The sequence below is a fragment of the Oerskovia sp. NPDC060338 genome (genome assembly GCF_042726295.1).
GTDB classification, from domain to species: domain Bacteria; phylum Actinomycetota; class Actinomycetes; order Actinomycetales; family Cellulomonadaceae; genus Oerskovia; species Oerskovia merdavium.
Window position 1 is genome coordinate 138234 of sequence record NZ_JBHXCQ010000001.1, and the last position, 15619, is coordinate 153852.

17 protein-coding genes and 1 riboswitch are annotated in these 15619 nt (G+C 73.0%); of the genes, 9 read left to right on the forward strand and 8 right to left on the reverse strand.

Features of this window, described 5'->3' with window-relative positions:
- Positions 1 to 4: 4 nt before the first annotated feature.
- A complete protein-coding gene (locus tag ACFWGN_RS00640; protein WP_377615231.1) occupies positions 5 to 1093 on the reverse strand; it encodes a thiamine ABC transporter substrate binding subunit in 1089 nt (362 codons plus the stop codon).
- 57 nt (positions 1094 to 1150) lie between these two features.
- Positions 1151 to 1276: riboswitch (TPP riboswitch) on the reverse strand.
- Between the two features lie 169 nt (positions 1277 to 1445).
- Here ACFWGN_RS00640 and ACFWGN_RS00645 point away from each other — a divergent pair.
- On the forward strand, positions 1446 to 1715 hold the full coding sequence (locus ACFWGN_RS00645) for a DUF4235 domain-containing protein (protein ID WP_191802764.1): 270 nt from the start codon (positions 1446 to 1448) through the stop codon (positions 1713 to 1715).
- Positions 1716 to 1782: 67 nt separating this feature from the next.
- Positions 1783 to 3204, forward strand: coding sequence for a serine hydrolase (locus ACFWGN_RS00650; protein WP_377615232.1), 1422 nt, complete (start codon positions 1783 to 1785; stop codon positions 3202 to 3204).
- Between the two features lie 62 nt (positions 3205 to 3266).
- Here the strand turns inward: ACFWGN_RS00650 and ACFWGN_RS00655 are convergent, their stop codons facing one another.
- The 5 genes from ACFWGN_RS00655 to ACFWGN_RS00675 form a co-directional block, all read right to left on the reverse strand.
- Positions 3267 to 3704, reverse strand: a complete 438-nt coding sequence (locus ACFWGN_RS00655) for a YdeI/OmpD-associated family protein (protein ID WP_377615233.1) — start codon at positions 3702 to 3704, stop codon at positions 3267 to 3269.
- A gap of 171 nt (positions 3705 to 3875) precedes the next feature.
- The gene (locus ACFWGN_RS00660; RefSeq protein WP_377615234.1) at positions 3876 to 4925 is read right to left on the reverse strand and encodes a phosphotriesterase; all 1050 of its coding nucleotides are present in this window, start codon (positions 4923 to 4925) and stop codon (positions 3876 to 3878) included.
- Positions 4922 to 6007: a DMT family transporter gene (locus ACFWGN_RS00665; RefSeq protein WP_377615235.1), complete on the reverse strand. Its 1086-nt coding sequence runs from the start codon at positions 6005 to 6007 to the stop codon at positions 4922 to 4924. Before ACFWGN_RS00665 ends, ACFWGN_RS00660 begins: the two co-directional genes overlap by 4 nt.
- A 129-nt stretch (positions 6008 to 6136) precedes the next feature.
- Positions 6137 to 7105 (reverse strand): ribokinase, encoded by a 969-nt coding sequence (locus ACFWGN_RS00670; protein WP_377615236.1) that lies wholly within the window; start codon positions 7103 to 7105, stop codon positions 6137 to 6139.
- The gene (locus ACFWGN_RS00675) at positions 7105 to 7848 is read right to left on the reverse strand and encodes a glutamine amidotransferase (protein ID WP_191802751.1); all 744 of its coding nucleotides are present in this window, start codon (positions 7846 to 7848) and stop codon (positions 7105 to 7107) included. The genes ACFWGN_RS00670 and ACFWGN_RS00675 overlap by 1 nt, the downstream gene beginning before the upstream one ends.
- An 86-nt stretch (positions 7849 to 7934) precedes the next feature.
- On the opposite strand from ACFWGN_RS00675, the gene ACFWGN_RS00680 reads away from it, so the two are divergent.
- Together ACFWGN_RS00680 and ACFWGN_RS00685 are read left to right on the forward strand one after the other, a co-directional pair.
- The gene (locus tag ACFWGN_RS00680) at positions 7935 to 9194 is read left to right on the forward strand and encodes a LacI family DNA-binding transcriptional regulator (protein WP_377615237.1); all 1260 of its coding nucleotides are present in this window, start codon (positions 7935 to 7937) and stop codon (positions 9192 to 9194) included.
- Between the two features lie 196 nt (positions 9195 to 9390).
- Complete coding sequence (locus ACFWGN_RS00685) at positions 9391 to 9693, forward strand: hypothetical protein (protein ID WP_191802746.1); 303 nt, start codon at positions 9391 to 9393, stop codon at positions 9691 to 9693.
- A gap of 71 nt (positions 9694 to 9764) precedes the next feature.
- On the opposite strand, the gene ACFWGN_RS00690 is transcribed toward ACFWGN_RS00685, so the two are convergent.
- Positions 9765 to 10247, reverse strand: coding sequence for a hypothetical protein (locus tag ACFWGN_RS00690; RefSeq protein ID WP_191802744.1), 483 nt, complete (start codon positions 10245 to 10247; stop codon positions 9765 to 9767).
- A 62-nt stretch (positions 10248 to 10309) separates the two neighbouring features.
- Positions 10310 to 11014 (reverse strand): DUF1361 domain-containing protein, encoded by a 705-nt coding sequence (locus tag ACFWGN_RS00695; RefSeq protein WP_377615238.1) that lies wholly within the window; start codon positions 11012 to 11014, stop codon positions 10310 to 10312.
- A gap of 225 nt (positions 11015 to 11239) precedes the next feature.
- Between ACFWGN_RS00695 and ACFWGN_RS00700 the strand changes: the two genes are divergently transcribed.
- The 5 genes from ACFWGN_RS00700 (at position 11240) to ACFWGN_RS00720 (ending at position 15618) form a co-directional block, all read left to right on the forward strand.
- Positions 11240 to 12529, forward strand: a complete 1290-nt coding sequence (locus ACFWGN_RS00700) for a nitrate/nitrite transporter (protein WP_377615239.1) — start codon at positions 11240 to 11242, stop codon at positions 12527 to 12529.
- A gap of 146 nt (positions 12530 to 12675) precedes the next feature.
- Positions 12676 to 14064, forward strand: coding sequence for a gephyrin-like molybdotransferase Glp (glp, locus tag ACFWGN_RS00705; RefSeq protein WP_377615240.1), 1389 nt, complete (start codon positions 12676 to 12678; stop codon positions 14062 to 14064).
- On the forward strand, positions 14061 to 14534 hold the full coding sequence (moaC, locus tag ACFWGN_RS00710; RefSeq protein ID WP_191802736.1) for a cyclic pyranopterin monophosphate synthase MoaC: 474 nt from the start codon (positions 14061 to 14063) through the stop codon (positions 14532 to 14534). Before glp ends, moaC begins: the two co-directional genes overlap by 4 nt.
- Complete coding sequence (locus ACFWGN_RS00715; RefSeq protein WP_377615241.1) at positions 14531 to 15271, forward strand: molybdenum cofactor guanylyltransferase; 741 nt, start codon at positions 14531 to 14533, stop codon at positions 15269 to 15271. Before moaC ends, ACFWGN_RS00715 begins: the two co-directional genes overlap by 4 nt.
- Positions 15268 to 15618 (forward strand): DUF6457 domain-containing protein, encoded by a 351-nt coding sequence (locus ACFWGN_RS00720; RefSeq protein ID WP_191802734.1) that lies wholly within the window; start codon positions 15268 to 15270, stop codon positions 15616 to 15618. The genes ACFWGN_RS00715 and ACFWGN_RS00720 overlap by 4 nt, the downstream gene beginning before the upstream one ends.
- The last annotated feature ends 1 nt before the right edge of the window (position 15619 follow it).

A 15619-nucleotide genomic window follows, 5' to 3' on the forward strand; every position in this document is an offset into this window, starting at 1 on the left:
GTGCTCAGCCGATCACCGTCGACGTCCACGCCTTGATCCACTCGTCGCGGTGGGCGGTGATGTCGGCCGGCGCGACCTCGAAGGGCGACGGGGACAGGGGCGCGAACTCGGCCCAGCCCTCGGGCAGCTCGGTGTCCGCGTCCGCCGGGTACATGTACATGTTGTCGGCGATGTCGGCCTGGAACGCGTCGCTCACGAGGAAGTCGACGAGCTTCTTGGCGCCCTCGGGGTTCTTGGCCCCGGCCAGCACGCCCGTGTACTCGACCTGGCGGAAGCAGGTGTCGAGCAGCGCACCCGTCGTGGTCTCGGTGCCGTCCTCGGTGACCGTGAACGCGGGCGACGTCGAGTAGGACAGCACGAGGGGGCGCGGGCCCTTGCCCTCGGAGCCGGAGAAGTCGACGTAGTAGGCGTCGGACCATCCGTCAGCGACCTTGACGCCGTTGTCCTCGAGCTTGCTCCAGTAGCCCTCCCAGCCGTCCTCGCCGTAGGCGCCGACGGTCGCGAGCAGGAACGACAGCCCGGGCGACGACGTCGCGGGGTTGGTCACGACGAGCAGGTCCTTGTACTCGGGCTCGGTCAGGTCGTCGAGGGTCACGGGCTCGGGGATGCCCGCTGCCGTGAACCAGGCGTGGTCGACGTTGACGCAGACGTCGCCGAGGTCCACGGGGGTGAGCTCGCCGTCCCCGACGGCGTACTGGGCCGCCGAGTCGGCGAGGCCCGCGGGCGTGTAGGGCTCGAGCACGCCCTCGTCGATCGCGCGGGTCGCGAACGAGTTGTCGATGCCGAACACGACGTCGCCGAGCGGCGCGTCCTTGGTCAGGATCAGCTGGTTGACGAGCGCTCCGCCGTCGCCGGGAGCGACCTGCTTGACGGTCAGCCCGGACTCCTTCTCGAACGCGGCGAGGACGTCCTCGCTCACGTTGAAGGAGTCGTGCGTGACGAGCGTGACGGTGCTCGCCTCCGCGCTCGAGGTGTCGCCCGCGCCTGTGTCGGTCGACCCGGCACAGGCCGTGAGAGCCAGCGCGCTGAGCCCGCCGACGAGACCGAGGCCGATCTTGTGAGCGGGGCCGCGGCGGGTACTGATGGTGTTCACGTGTCCTCCTTGGACGTCACAGGAGGGGGACCTCGCGCACGGAAGGTCCGTGAGCGAGGCTGGAGAAGCCCGACTTCCTCCACCGGTGCTAACCGGATCAGGTTCGAGGGTCTGCGGTGGTCCGCACTCTCAGCGCCTGTTGCCCGTTGTCTCCGGGCGGTCGGCGCTCCCCTGTCGTTCACCTGCGACTTTACACCGCGGCCCGACGGCGCGGGCAGGGGTCCGGCGTGTGGTCTCGCCCGAGGCGCGCCCCGCCCGGGGCGACGGCTACGGTGGGACCTGAGCTCCGCCGTCGGGCACGTGCACGACGCGCGGCGCGCCCCGCCCGCCGCACCCTCACCAGGAGGTCCACATGGCCGAGAACGAGCAGACCCTCACCGAGAAGGTCGCGACCGTCGCCCTGACGCTGGCCGCGGGCTGGGTCGCGCAGAAGGTCGTGAGCTTCGCGTGGGCCAAGGCGACGGGGCACGACGCCCCCAAGGACCTGGACGACCCCGAGGTCGGCATCATCAGCGCTGTCACGTTCGCCGCGGCCGCTGCGGCCGCGAGCGTGTTCGCCCGCCGTTTCGCGGGGCGCGAGGCCAAGCGCGTCGTGACGCGGCTCGCGGCCCGCGCGTCCTGAGACCGGGGTCGGGCGGCACCGGCGGGTCCGCACCCGCCGCGCGAGGGTCGTTCCGTAGGGTGTCTCGATGCCCTCCCTCTCTGCTGCCCGACGCCGTCGCTCACCCCTCGTCGGAGGCCTCCTCGTCGTGGGGCTCGCACTGACCGGGTGCTCGTCGTCCGGGAACGGCTCCGAGGTGCCGCCCACGCCGAGCGCGGCCCCGACCGCGGTCGCGCTGCCCGGCGGCACGGTGGGCAAGGCGGCCGGCTGGGTGCTCGAGGTGCTCAACGCGGACGCTTCGCCCGACGCCGCGACGCTGGACCGGCGGTTCGCCCGGTCGTTCCTGGACCAGGTTCCCGCCGCGCAGCTCGTGCCCGTCCTTGACCAGCTCCGCGCGGACCGGGAGTGGGTGCCGGTCTCGGTCGACGTGGTCGACGCGGACGAGAAGCAGTCCGCGCTGACGATCGTCGGGGCGAGCGGTCAGTACTTCACGATGCAGATCGGGGTCGATGCGGACAGCCGCATCGAGACCCTGTTCTTCGGCCCGGGCGACGACCCGCACCGCGAGCCCGCGGCGAGCTGGGACGAGCTGGGCGAACGCCTCGACGCCGTGGACGCGCAGAGCTCGCTGCTCGTGGCCCAGGTCCTGGACAACGGGACGTGCCAGGCGGTCGAGGAGGCCCCCGGCGGCACGGAACCGGACGAGGTGCTGCCGCTCGGCTCGATCTTCAAGCTCTACGTGCTGGGCGCGGTGTCGCAGGCCGTCGAGGCCGGGACGCTGACCTGGGACGACGAGCTGACCGTGACCGACGACGTGCGGTCGCTGCCCTCTGGCCAGCTCCAGGACGCGCCCACGGGCACCGTGGTCACGGTGCGCGAGGCGGCCGGGCTCATGATCTCGATCAGCGACAACACCGCGACCGACCTGCTGGTCCAGGCCGTGGGGCGTGACGCCGTCGAACGCGCGCAGGCCGAGCTGGGGCACGCCGACCCGTCCCTGAACACCCCGTTCCTGACGACCCGCGACGCGTTCGCGATCGCGTGGGGCTCGCCGTCGCAGGCCACCGGGTGGGCCGCGGCCGGCACCGCGGAACGGCGCGCGATGCTCGACGCGCTGCCCGGCGGGCCCCTCGACGTCGACCCCGCGGGAGTGACCACGCCCGTGTGGCAGGACGACGTCGACTGGTTCGCGACGTCGTCGGACCTGTGCGCCGCGCACGTCTGGTTGCACGACCGCGGCGAGCAGGACCCCGTGGTCCGTGAGGTGCTCTCGGTCAACCCCGGCATCGAGGTCGACACGACGGCCTGGCCCTACGTCGCGTTCAAGGGCGGCAGCGCGCCGGGCGTCCTGGCGGGCTCGTGGCTCGCGGAGGACGCCGAGGGCGACACGTACGTCGTGACCGTGCAGCTCGCCGCCACGGACCCGGCCGTGCTCGCGGACCCGATGGTGCTGGTCGACACCGCGGAGAGCGCGTTCGCGCTGCTGGGAGGGCCTGCGGGCTCGGAGTAGGGCGTGCTGCCCCCGGGGACCGGGGCCGACCGTCGTCCTGCCGAGGATCTCCGGCGTGGGACCTACCCGCCGGGAGCCAGGTCCGCGACGGCCTTGTCGATCCGCCGCTGCCGGGTCTCGGGGGTCTTCGCGGCCTCGATCGGCTCGACCAGCGCGCGCCGACGGCTGAACGACAACTCGTCGAACGCCGCACGCGCCTCGGCCGTGAGCGCTGCCGCGAGGTCGTCGGGCACCGTGACCTCGCGCGGTGCGTCGTCGACCTCGATCTCGACGTCCACCTCGTCGCCGCCCGACACCCCGGCGGCCTCCCTGTTCTCCGCGCTGAGCGCGATCATGAACCGTCCCTGGTACGGCGCGACCGAGCTGCGGTAGGTGTGCCCGCCGAGCGTGACGCGCACCGGGACGCGCTTGCCCGCGCCGAGCGCGGTGACCACGTCGTCGGGCACGGGGAGGCCGGTGGCCGTCTTGCCGCTCTGGAGGATCGTCGTCCGGAATCGCATGGGCCGAGTTTTCCACCGGCCCGACGACGTCGCGCGCCGACCGCCCGACGCTCGCGTCGCCGTCGGCCGGGTGGGTCCCCCGGGCCGAGGTAGAACGTGCTGCGCGAGGTAGAACGCACCGCGCACTACCTCGCGCAGCACGTTCTACCTCGCGGTCAGCCGGCCACCCGGTCACGCCGTCAGCATCGCCGCCGGGTTGTCGTGCGTCAGCCGGCGCAGCACCTCGCGCTCGACGCCGCGCTCGGCGAGCATCTCGGTGAAGACCGTCGGCACGTACGCGAAGCCGTTGCCACCGTTCTGCACCCACATCTGCTTGAGGAACACGTCGTGGCTCAGGAGCACCTGCCCAGCGAACCCCAGGTCGACGAGCCGCTGGACCGCGCCCGCGGTCGTGTGCGGGTCGGGCGACACCCCCTCCTTGGGGTAGGTGATGTCCATCCCGACCATGTCGAACTCGAGCCAGACCCCGCGCTCGGCGACCGACCGCTGGTACTCGGGGTCCTCGGCAGAGGGGTCCATGTGGCACAGCACGACCTTCTCGGGCCGCACGCCCACCTCGTCGAGCACGAGGTCGAGGAGCGCGTGCGCGCGCCGCTGCCAGCCCGGCAGGTGGATCTGCATCGCGACCTGCGGGTGCTCGAGCTGAGCCATCGCCGAGGCGCGGAGCGAGGCGCGCTCGCCCGCCGTGAAGTCGAGCGAGACGCCGATCTCGCCGATGACGCCCGGGCGGATGCCCGTGTCACGGACGCCGTCGGACAGCTCGCGCGAGATCGCCGCGGCCTGCGCGTCGACCGACTGGGCCGTGATGCGCTCGCCCTCGAACTTCTCGAGGTAGGCGCCCGCCCCCATGACCACGTTGAGGCCGGTGCGGCTCGCGACGTCGAGCAGGCGCTCGGGGTTGCGCCCGATCGCCTCGCTCGACGTCGCGTCCACGACCGTCCGCCCACCGAGGGCCGCGAAGCTGCGGATCTCGGCCTCGACGGCCGCGACCGGCTTGTCGGCGATGTTGTCGGCGCAGCAGTACGGGTCCTGGCGCAGCGCCCAGGCGACCGAGGCGGAGACCGGCTCGCGGACCACGGCCTGGGAGAACTCGTAGCTCGGCGCGTCGAGCACACCGGAGAGGTCGTTGAACAGGTGCTCGTGGGGCAGGGTCAGCCCCAGGTCCTGTGCGGCGACGGGTCCGGTGACCGTCTGGACGAACCCTGCCGGCGTGACGTTCATCGCGGGCTCACCTCTCCTGCTTCACCACCGCCGACGGCGGCGGCCACTGCGGTGTCGGCTGTCGCCTCCGGCGACTTCCCCGACGGGATCATGCCGATCACCGCGGCGATCAGCGCGATCACGGTGCCGATGATCGTGGCGGCGTAGATCGTGTGGCCGAGCGACGGGATCGCAGCGTCGATGAGGAGCGAGCCGACGAGCTGACCCGCGGTGGACGCGAGCCCCAGGAGCAGCAGCCCCAGCCCGCGGACCAGGAGAGCCATGAGGGCGATCGAGAGGAGGCCGAGCGGGCCGCCCAGGTACATCCACCACGAGCCGGGGAGCTGGAAGTCGACGCCCGAGGTCATGGCGCGGATCGCGTAGGCGATGCCGAGGGCCGTGAAGCCGACCAGGAAGTTCCAGCCGATCGAGACGAGCATCGAGCCCGTGGCGTCGGCGACGGCCGCGTTGCCCGCGGGCTGCCAGCCGGCGAGGAGACCGCCGACGAACGGCATGATCGCGAGGGCGATGGTGTGCGGGGCCGAGAAGTTCGGCGAGATGACGATGACCGTCGCGACGATCGCGAGGACCGCGCCGGCGAGGCGGAAGAACGTGAGCGGCTGCTTGACCGAGGCCGTGACGCCCAGACGGTCGCAGATCACGCCCGAGATCACGAGACCCGAGATGAGCGAGATCTGGAACGTCGCGACGCCCAGGACGCCGACCGTCACGCCCTCGGACAGGACGATGACGGCCCCGCACAGGCCCGCGAGGAAGTTCCACCACGGGATGGTGCGGCCCTTGATGAGGCGCGGGATCGCGAGCGCCTCGCGACGCGTCACGGGACGCGCGAACACGATGACGAACATCAGGACCAGGCCCGTGCCGAACGAGATGAGGGCGGCCGCGTGGCCGTCGCCGATCGTCTTGCCCAGCTGCCCGTTGACGGCCGCCTGCATGGGGCCCAGGGCTCCGGCCAGGACGGTCGCGAGGACGAGGAGCGCGGTCGCCGTGCTCTTGACCTTGCTGCGCTGGGGTGTCGGGTCGACCGTCTGGACGCCTCCCGGGCGGGAGCCGGTGGTCTCCGGCGTGGTGTGCTTCATTGCTTGGCCGTGCCTTTCATCTTTCGACGGTACGTCGGATCGGTGGACCGATCGAACGGCCAGCCCTGGGTCGACGCTGAGTGGTCGGGCTGGGTGGGGGGTCGTGCGGGTCGTGCTGTGCCGGGCGGGTCACTGCTCCGGTGCGGAGTCCTCCGGTCGTGGGGCAGGGACCTCGTGGGCGAGCGGCAGGGACTCGATCGCCCCGTCGCGAGTGGTCGTGACGGCCGCGACGCGGGCCGCCCAGCGGGCTGCCCCGACGAGGTCCTCGCCGCGCAGCAGGCCGTCGGCGAGGGCAGCGCAGAAGCTGTCGCCCGCGGCCGTGGTGTCGATCGCGTCGACGCGTACCGCGGGCACGGGCGTCGGGAGCCCGTCGCGGGGGACGACGACCGAGCCGTCGGCCCCGAGGGTCACGACGACGTCACCCGGGAACGCGAGCCCACGCACCATGGCCACGACGTCCGCGAGCGACGCCGGGGCCTCGCCGGCTCCTGCGAGGGTCGCGAGCTCGAACCGGTTGGGGACCAGGACGTCGAACCGGTCGCGGATCTCGGCCGGGACCGGGACCGCGGGGGCCGGGTTGAGGATGGTCGTCCCGGTCGCGAGGCGCGTGACCGCTGCGAGCGAGCCGAGCGGCGTCTCGCACTGGCACAGCACGACCTGCGCGTCGGTGACGGCGCGCACCGCGGAGTCCCGTGAGTCGACGAACGACTCGTCGACGTCGCCGTTGGCACCTGCCTCGATGACGATGGTCGACTCGGGCTGCTCCCAGAGGATCACGGCCGTGCCGGTGGGCTGCTCGGACGAGGCGACCGACGTGACGTCGAGCCCCTCGGCCACGAGCCGGGCCGTGATCTCACGGCCCGCGTCGTCGTCCCCGACGGCCCCGACCATCGCGACGCGGCGGCCGAGCCGCGCGGCGGCGACGGCCTGGTTGGCCCCCTTGCCGCCCGGCGAGCGCTTGAGGCCGGTCGCGCTGATGGTCTCGCCCGAGCGCGGGATCCGGTCGACGGTCAGCCGGACGTCCATGTTGAGGCTGCCGACGACCGTGATCTCGGGGGCATGGGCGGGGGCGCCCCCACTCCCGTGGTCGGCGCTCATCAGCCCGCGAGCCAGGTCACGGCCTGGCCGAAGAGCTTCGCGTAGCCGGACCACTCCATGAACTCGCGCGGGGCCCAGTGCGGGGAGATGTCGGACGCGAAGGCCAGCGTGCGGCCCTCGCCCTCGGTGCGCACGGCGACGAGGGGGCGCCCCTCGATCGTGGCGAGGACGGTCGCGTCGGCCTTGGCGGTGAGCTTCTGGTAGCCGAGCAGGATGGGCCACTCGGCGTCGAGGCCCGCGGTCACGGGGTGCTCGACGTCGGTCAGGACGCCGCCGATGCCCTCGGGGGTCTCCTCGCGGTCGTCGTACGGGAGGATCTCGACGGGCAGCACGGCCTCGACCGCGGTGCCGTGGTAGTTGGCCTTGGCCTGGAAGCCCTGGAAGCTGAGGTAGCCACCGGCCATCATGAGGCCGCCGCCGCGACGCACCCACTCGGCGAGGAGCTTGATGCGGTTCGGGAAGGGACGCCCCTCGGAGAACACGACGGGGGGAAGCAGCAGGGTGTTGGCGCCGATGTCCGAGAGCAGGACGACGTCGTAGGCGTCGAGCTCCTCGAGGGTCGACGGGAAGTCGGTCGCGACGAGGTGCGAGGGCAGGTGGGTGACCTCGTGGCCCTCGGCGGCGAGCGCCTCGAGGAGCTTGGCGCAGCCGATCTCCAGCTGGGCGTGCGGGAAGGCGTCGTAGCCCTTGTAGTCCGTCGCGGCATTGATCCACGACTCTCCGGCAAGCAGCACGCGGCTCATGCGGTTCTCCTCAAAGACGGTTCGGGCCACGTCGCACATCGGCGACGTTGCGCAATGTTGTGTTGCTGTTGCGCAACAACCTAGGTGTGCGTCAGGCTGGTGTCAACCGAGGCCGTGGGCCGGGCGGTGCCACGTACGGCACGTGCCTGCAGGATCGGCACGATCCCGGGGTTCCGGCGGACACAGGACGTGCCTGCCACCAGCGCAGCGATAGGCTCTGGGGGCATCCGACGGCCGGGCGCACGAGCAGAGGGGCAGCAGCCATGACGTTGACGCAAGTTGCGCAACACGCGGGGGTCTCGACCTCGACCGCCTCGCGCTACCTGCGCGGCCAGCTCAACGTCCAGCCCGAGACCGCAGCACGTATCGATGCCGCGGTGGCGGCGCTCGACTACCGCACGGGCTCGACGGGACGTGTCGCGCGCGGCTCGCGCGCGGGGACGTCCGCGCCGGGTTCGTCCGCGCGCGGGACGGGCGTCGTCGCCCTGGTCGTCCCCGACTTCACCAACCCGTTCTTCACGACGCTCGCCGAGGAGTGCGCGGACCTCGCGGCATCGCGGCAGATCCCCCTGGTCGTCGCGGTCTCGGGCAAGCACGGCGAGCGCAACGGCGGCCTCAGCCCGCTCATCGGCGGGACCGACGTCCTGGGTGGCCTCATCTACCTCGGGATGAGCCGCACCGACGAGCGCCTGGCCCGCGCGGTCGCGGACGGCCTGCCCGTGGTCGTGATCGACGAGGAGATCGACCTGGACCTCGCGGTCGACACCGTCACGGTCGACAACTACGGCGGCGCGTACCAGGCCACGAGCTACCTCATCCAGCAGGGGCACCGCCGCATCGCGCACGTCGCGGGCCCGTCCGAGCTCTCGACGACCCAGGAACGCAAGCGCGGCTACCTCGACGCCCTGGCCGACGCCGGGCTGACGGCCGACCCCGACCTGATCCGGCACGGCCCGTACACCGAGCAGTTCGGCGCCTCGACGTTCCCCTACCTCACCCGACCGGGCAGCGCGCCCACCGCGGTGTTCGTCGGCAGCGACATCGTGGCCGTCGGCATGCTCGGCGCGGCCGAGCTCCACGGCATCCGCATCCCCGAGGACCTGTCGGTCGTGGGCTGCGACGGCATCCGCATCGGTCAGTGGCTGCGCCCCCAGCTCACGACCCTCGAGCAGCCCGTCGCGGCGCTCGCGCTCTCCGCGGTCGACGCGCTCGAACGGGCCATGGCCCGCCGGGAGGCGCAGGAGTCGGCCGGGAACGGTGGGGCCGCCACGGGCTTCGAGCCCGCTCGGACGGTCCTGCCGCTCCACCTGGTCATCCGCGGTTCGGTCGCGCCGCCGTCGGCCTGACGCCCCTCCCCCGCCGCGCGGGCTTCACGCCCGTCGGTGACGCGGAGGACCGCCCCACGGCGACGCGCGGGCCACGCCCGTCGGCGAGGCACCTCGTCCGATAGTGTCCACGGACCGGTGACCCGCCTCGGTGTCGAGGCGTCCCCGGACCCGTCCTGGCGATGCCGCCGGGGCCAGCCCGTCGAGAGGACCGCCCATGCCCCCGAAGCTCAGCGCCACCGCACTCCTCTGGTGGGGTGCGGGAATGATCGTCGCAGGCGCCGTGGGGAACGTCGCGCTGCCGCGGCTCGCCTCCGAGCTCTACTACTCGTCGGGCGCCGCGATCTTCCAGACGATCCTCCTGCCGGTCTCGTCCCTGGTGTCGGTGCTCCCCTACCTGGGCGCGGGCTTCGTCGCGGCCGCCTTCACCGTGCGCGCGCTGACCCGGAGCCCGGGCGAGCGCTACACGGGTCCGGCGCCGTACTCACCGCCCAAGCCCGGCAACGAGCCGCCGCGCTGAGCCGGCCGCCGCACAGGCACGCGGCGCGGCCCCGCGGCGGCGCAGCGACGCGAGCCAGGAGCCTCGGACCGTCAGACGGGCGCCTGGATCTGCGCGTCGAGCGTGCGCCGCAGGAAGCCGTTGAGCGCCGCGCCGATGAACCGGCGCCCCCGGAACGTGTGGATCTCGCGCGCCGAGAGGTCCACGAGGACGGGCTGGACGATCACGGCGAACTCGAGGCGCGGCTTCACCGTCGCGGCGGCGACGAGCTCGGGCGTGACGCCGTCGGCGACGATCACCGCGAACGCACCGACCCCTGACTGCATGCCGCGCAGCGAGCTGCTGCGCCGCTTGGCGAACGTCGAGACGTCCCGTGTGTAGAGGTCGACGTCCAGCGCGGACGGCGTGAAGTGAGCGACTGCGGTGACGACGTGGGTGCGGGACATCGCGGCAGGGACGAACTTCGCCCGGTAGCCGACCATGGCCTGCACAGGACCCACCTGGTCCCATCCCACCTCGCATCCGTCCTCGACCATGCGTCGGCGGGTGATCTCGATGTACTCGGGGGCTGTCACAGCACGTGAGCATAGGGTCTATCGGGAGGAAAGCACCAGACCGCCACAGGACGGACCTTCCGTCACCCCGTCACAGCCGTGATCGTCTCGAGCAGCGACCCGATCACGACCAGGTAGATGAGCGCGAAGAACACCGTGTAGAGACCGCTGAACAGCAGCGCGTCGCGCACCTTGCCCGGGGTGCGGAAGTAGCGGACGAACTTCTGGAGGAACCCGACCGGGTGCATCAGGTCCCAGCTGTTGAAGCGGATGTACCTGCCCAGGTAGATGCCGAACGAGACCAGCACGAGGATCACGGCGACCACGAGCCAGGACGCCGTCCGCTGGAACGGCTTGAGGTCGTCGGGGTAGCGCAGCACGGCGTAGAACATCTGCACCAGGAAGATGTTGACCACGGTGTTGAGGACCCCGGACATGGCGAGGGTCAGGACCGCGACGATGTCGTACCAGAGCGGCACGTCCTCGCCGTCCTTGCGGTGACTGAAGTTGAGCTCGGTCACCAGGTACCCGGCGTTGGGCAGGAGCAGCAGCCAGACCACGAGCCCGGCCGCCGCGACGGTCGTGACGAGCCACAGCGGCGCCCCGGCCGCGCTGAGCGTCAGGTCACCGATGATCCAGAACGTCAGCACGAACACCGGCAGCACCGACAGCCCGATGTTGAGCAGCATGGGCCGGTAGACCTCGGTGCGGAACAGCGGGGCGCGCACCAGGACGAGCGTGAACGCGAAGACGTTGATGAGGATCACACCGAGGAACAGCAGCGTCATGGGGGGCTCTCGTGGGTCCGGGTCGGGTGGGTGCCATGGGTGCGGCGCGCCGGGAGCAGGCTCCCCGGGAGGCGCCGCGTCACGGCTCGGAAGACCACCGTAGGGCCCGACGGCGCCTCCGCCAGCCCGCGCGACACGCCACCCTCGCGGCTAGCGTGGGTCGCGCGGGAATCTCGAGCTCCACCGATTCGTCCAAGGACGGGCGACCGAACCCCGGGAGTCACAGTGACGCACCACGACGAAGCAGCCACACCCCCGGCGTCACCAGGAGCCGGGCAGGGCGAGAGTCCCGCACCGGCCGGAGCCGGGCAGGCCTCGACGCCCTCGCCGACGACGTCTGGGTCGGGCAGCTCCGCGACCTTGATGCTCGTCCTCGCGACGATCGGGTTCGCGGTGAACTTCTGGGCGTGGGCGCTGATCAGCCCGCTCGGCGGTGCGTACAGCAAGGCGCTCGGCCTGTCGGCCGTGCAGCAGTCGGTGCTCGTCGCGGTACCGGTGGTCGTGGGGTCGCTCGGCCGTATCCCGGTCGGGGCCCTCACCGACCGGTTCGGGGCCAGGATCATGTTCCCGCTGGTCAGTGCCGCGACGATCGTCCCGGTGCTGTTCATCGGGTTCGTCGCGGACACCTATCCGCTGCTCATCCTGGGTGGGTTCTTCCTGGGGCTGGGCGGTACCGCGTTCGCGGTCGGGGTGCCGTTCGTCAACGCGTGGTACCCGCCCGCGCGGCGGGGGACCGCGCTCGGGATCTTCGGGATCGGGATGGGCGGGACGGCGATCTCGGCGTTCACGACCGTGCGGATCACCGACGCGTACGGCGAGGAGGCGCCGTTCGTCCTCGTGGCGTGCGTCCTGGCGGTGTACGCGGTCGTGTCGTGGTTGCTCGTGCGTGACTCCCCGAACCGCAAGCCCGCCGCGCACGGGAACTTCCTGGCACGCACGTGGGCCACGTTCAAGCTGCCTGCGACGCTCCAGCTCTCGTGGCTGTACGCCGTGGGCTTCGGCGGGTTCGTGGCGTTCAGCGTCTACCTGCCGACGTTCCTGGTCAACGCGTACGACCTCACGGCTGCCGACGCCGCGGCGCGCACGGCCGGGTTCGTCGTCCTCGCGGTCGCGTGCCGGCCGATCGGCGGGACCCTCTCCGACAGGTTCGGCGGCATCCCCGTGTCGGTCGTGTGCTTCGCGATCGTCACGGTCCTGGCGGCGGTGGTCGCGTTCCAGCCGGAACTTGTGCCCCTCGGGACCATCGCGTTCCTGGGCCTCGCCGTGGGTCTCGGCGCGTCGTCGGGCGCGACGTTCGAGCTCGTGGCCAAGGTCGCCCCGCAGGACAAGGTCGGTGCGGTCACAGGACTCGTGGGGGCCGCGGGTGGCCTGGGAGGGTTCATCCCGCCGCTCATCATGGGTGCGGTCTACCAGGCGAACGGGACGTACGGCCTGGGCTTCGCGGCGCTCGCCGTGACCGCGCTCCTGACGCTGCTCTTCACGCTGGGCCCCGTGCGGCGCGGCACGCGCGGCTGACGAGGGGTCGGGCCCACGGCCCGGCACACTCTCCCCGGACGACCGGGGCTCCTCTGCGCTCCGGGCGGCCCGCTCCGCGGACGGTCCACGTCCGCCGCGCTGCACCGACCAGCCCCTCGCCCGCCCCGTCGGCCTACGGTGTCCCCATGGACCCGCGCGCCTCCGACGATCTGACCGAAGCCCACGGGGCTCGGGACCGGGCACGTCCCGACGACGGACCGGGTGGGGCGGGCGTGTCGGCGGCCCGGACCGCGCACACGGTCGAGCAGTACCGTGACCACGTCCTGACCCTGGTCTCGCCGCTGGCCACCGAGCAGGTCGGTCTCGACGAGCTCGCGACCGGGGCGCCGGCGCTGCGCGTGCTCGCCCAGGACGTCCGGTCCCTCCTCGACGTCCCCCGCTTCGACGCGTCCGCGATGGACGGGTACGCGGTCCGGAGCACGGACCTCACGACCGCGAGCGCCGCGTCCCCCGTGACCCTGCGGGTCGTGGGCGACATCGCCGCGGCCCCGACCTCTCCCGGCTCCCCCGACGCTCTCCCGGCGGGCTCGACCCACGGCCCCGGGGAGGCGACCCGCATCATGACGGGCGCCCCCGTGCCGGACTGGTGCGACGTCGTCGTGCCAGTGGAGCGGACCTCGACGCGACGGTTCGTCGCCGGAGCGCCCCTCGACGCGACGATCCAGGTCGACGCGCCCTCGCGCCCCAACATCCGGTACCGAGCCGAGGACGTCGCGGTGGGCGACCTGGTCGCCGCCGCGGGCGCCCCGACGACCGCGCGACTCGTCTCCGCGGCTGCCTCGGCGGGCCACTCGACGCTCCCCGTGCACCGGGTCCCGCGCGTCGCGGTGCTGTCGACGGGCAGCGAGCTCGTCCCGGTCGGGACGGCTCCCGGGCCCGGCCAGATCCCCGACTCGAACTCGCTCCTGCTCGCGGCGTGCGTGCGCGACGCGGGGGGCGTCCCGGTGCGCGTGGGCGCGGTCCCCGACACGGCCGAGGCGCTGCGCGCGGTGCTCGACGACGTCGCTCCCCACGTGGACCTGATCGTCACCTCGGGGGGCGTCAGCGCGGGCGCGTTCGACGTGGTCAAGGACGTCCTGAGCGGCCAGCCGGACGCGGCGCTGCCCGCGGCGGGCCCCTCCGACGTCCGGCTGGTCGCGGTCGGCATGCAGCCCGGCAAGCCGCAGGCCGCGGCGCGCTGGCGCGGGACGCCGCTGCTCGGGCTGCCGGGCAACCCCGTGAGCGCGTACGTGTCGTTCCGGGCGTTCGTCCGTCCGGCAGTCCGCCGCCTCGCGGGCCACCCCGACCCGGCCGAACCCCTCGTCGAGCGCGTCGCCGCCGAGGGCTGGCGCTCGCCCGCGGGGCGCCAGCAGTTCCTGCCGGTCCGGTTCGTCGGCGCGCGCGGCGTCGCCCCGGTCGGCCCGGGCGGGCACCACGTCTCGGCGCTCACCCGGGCCGACGCGATCGCGGTCGTGCCGCCCGAGGTCGAGGCGGTTGGGCCCGGTGACACCGTGCATGTCATGGTGATCGCATGAGCGAGTTCACCCACCTCGACGAGCGCGGCCACGCCCGCATGGTCGACGTCACCCTCAAGCAGCCCACCGTCCGCTCGGCGACCGCGACCGGCGTGGTCAGGTGCGGCCCGCACATCGTCGCGGCCCTGCGCTCGGGCGAGGTCCCCAAGGGCGACGTGCTCGCGGTCGCGCGCATCGCGGGCATCCAGGGGGCCAAGAAGACGGCCGAGCTGCTGCCGCTCGCGCACATCATCGGGGTGCACGGCGCGTCCGTGGACCTGGACGTCCAGGACCACGGGGTCGAGATCAGCGCCACCGTGCGCACCGCGGACCGTACAGGCGTCGAGATGGAGGCCCTCACGGCCGTCGCGGTCGCGGGGCTCGCGGTCGTGGACATGGTCAAGGGGCTCGACAAGTCGGTCGAGCTGAGCGACATCCGCCTCCAGGCCAAGACGGGCGGCAAGTCGGGCGACTGGGTGCGCTCGGTGTGAGCACTCCCCCGCCGTCCGAGGCCCTCGCGTTCGACGCCGTCGTGCTCGCGGGAGGCCGGGCCAGCCGCCTGGGCACGTCCAAGCCGCGGCTCGTGGTCGACGGGGCCCGCCTGCTCGACCACGTGCTCGCGGCGACGCGCGACGCCCGGGCGACCGTCGTCGTCGGGCCCGACGACCTGGCCTCCGACGCGTACGTCCTGACGCGCGAGGACCCGCCGTTCGGTGGTCCCGTCGCGGGCGCCGCGGCGGGCCTCGCCGCCCTGCCCGACGGCGCAGCCCCCTGGGTCCTGCTCCTCGCCTGCGACGTCCCGCGCGCCGCGGAGGCCGTGCCGCTGCTCGTGACGAGGGCGGCCGCCGCCCCCGGGACCGGCACGGCCGACGACGGGATCGACGGCGTGCACCTCGCGGCCGAGGGGCGGGCCCAGTGGCTCGTGGGGCTGTACAGGCGCGAGGCGCTCGACGCCGCGGTCGTCCGGGTCGCGCAAGGTGTCCCGGTCGGCGGGAACCTGTCCGACGGCGATCGGCCGGGGGCTGCGGACGGCCCCCCGCCGTCGGGCCTGCACGGCGCCCCCGTGCGTCGGCTCGTCTCAGGTCTGCGACTCCTCGAGGTCGAGGACGTGGACGGCCTGAGCACCGACGTCGACACGTGGCAGGATGCGGAGTCATACGCGCACCGTCGCGCGCAGCGCAGTACTCCGAGTCACGACCTGCACGGATCATCGGGAGGCATGGCATGAGCAACCTCGAGCGTTGGGTGGACGCCCTCGTCGACGAGTTCGACCTCGACCGCGAGGCGGTGGACATCGGAGCGATCCTCGACCTGGCCCGCGATGCCGCGCACCGCGTGGAGAGGCCCGCGGCCCCGCTGACGACCTTCATCGCGGGGTACGTCGCCGGGCTCTCGGCGGGCGAGGGGGCGGACCACCCCGGCCTGGACGCCATGGAGCGGGCCACCGAGCTCGCGCTCGCGTGGGACGTCGAGGCGACGCTCGACGAGGTCGTCGGCGAACCTGCCGAGCCCACCGACACGACCGGCCCCGCCGACGCGACGGGCCCCGCCGACCCCTCGCTCGAGAGGGCGTGAC

What these genes read in the sequence shown, in the direction of transcription:
- ACFWGN_RS00645 (WP_191802764.1), top strand. Translation starts at nt 1,446, where the DNA reads ATGGCCGAGAACGAGCAGACCCTCACCGAGAAGGTCGCGACCGTCGCC.
- ACFWGN_RS00650 (WP_377615232.1), top strand. Translation starts at nt 1,783, where the DNA reads ATGCCCTCCCTCTCTGCTGCCCGACGCCGTCGCTCACCCCTCGTCGGA.
- ACFWGN_RS00655 (WP_377615233.1), bottom strand. Translation starts at nt 3,704, where the DNA reads ATGCGATTCCGGACGACGATCCTCCAGAGCGGCAAGACGGCCACCGGC.
- ACFWGN_RS00660 (WP_377615234.1), bottom strand. Translation starts at nt 4,925, where the DNA reads ATGAACGTCACGCCGGCAGGGTTCGTCCAGACGGTCACCGGACCCGTC.
- ACFWGN_RS00665 (WP_377615235.1), bottom strand. Translation starts at nt 6,007, where the DNA reads ATGAAGCACACCACGCCGGAGACCACCGGCTCCCGCCCGGGAGGCGTC.
- ACFWGN_RS00670 (WP_377615236.1), bottom strand. Translation starts at nt 7,105, where the DNA reads ATGAGCGCCGACCACGGGAGTGGGGGCGCCCCCGCCCATGCCCCCGAG.
- ACFWGN_RS00675 (WP_191802751.1), bottom strand. Translation starts at nt 7,848, where the DNA reads ATGAGCCGCGTGCTGCTTGCCGGAGAGTCGTGGATCAATGCCGCGACG.
- ACFWGN_RS00685 (WP_191802746.1), top strand. Translation starts at nt 9,391, where the DNA reads ATGCCCCCGAAGCTCAGCGCCACCGCACTCCTCTGGTGGGGTGCGGGA.
- ACFWGN_RS00695 (WP_377615238.1), bottom strand. Translation starts at nt 11,014, where the DNA reads ATGACGCTGCTGTTCCTCGGTGTGATCCTCATCAACGTCTTCGCGTTC.
- glp (WP_377615240.1), top strand. Translation starts at nt 12,676, where the DNA reads ATGGACCCGCGCGCCTCCGACGATCTGACCGAAGCCCACGGGGCTCGG.
- moaC (WP_191802736.1), top strand. Translation starts at nt 14,061, where the DNA reads ATGAGCGAGTTCACCCACCTCGACGAGCGCGGCCACGCCCGCATGGTC.
- ACFWGN_RS00720 (WP_191802734.1), top strand. Translation starts at nt 15,268, where the DNA reads ATGAGCAACCTCGAGCGTTGGGTGGACGCCCTCGTCGACGAGTTCGAC.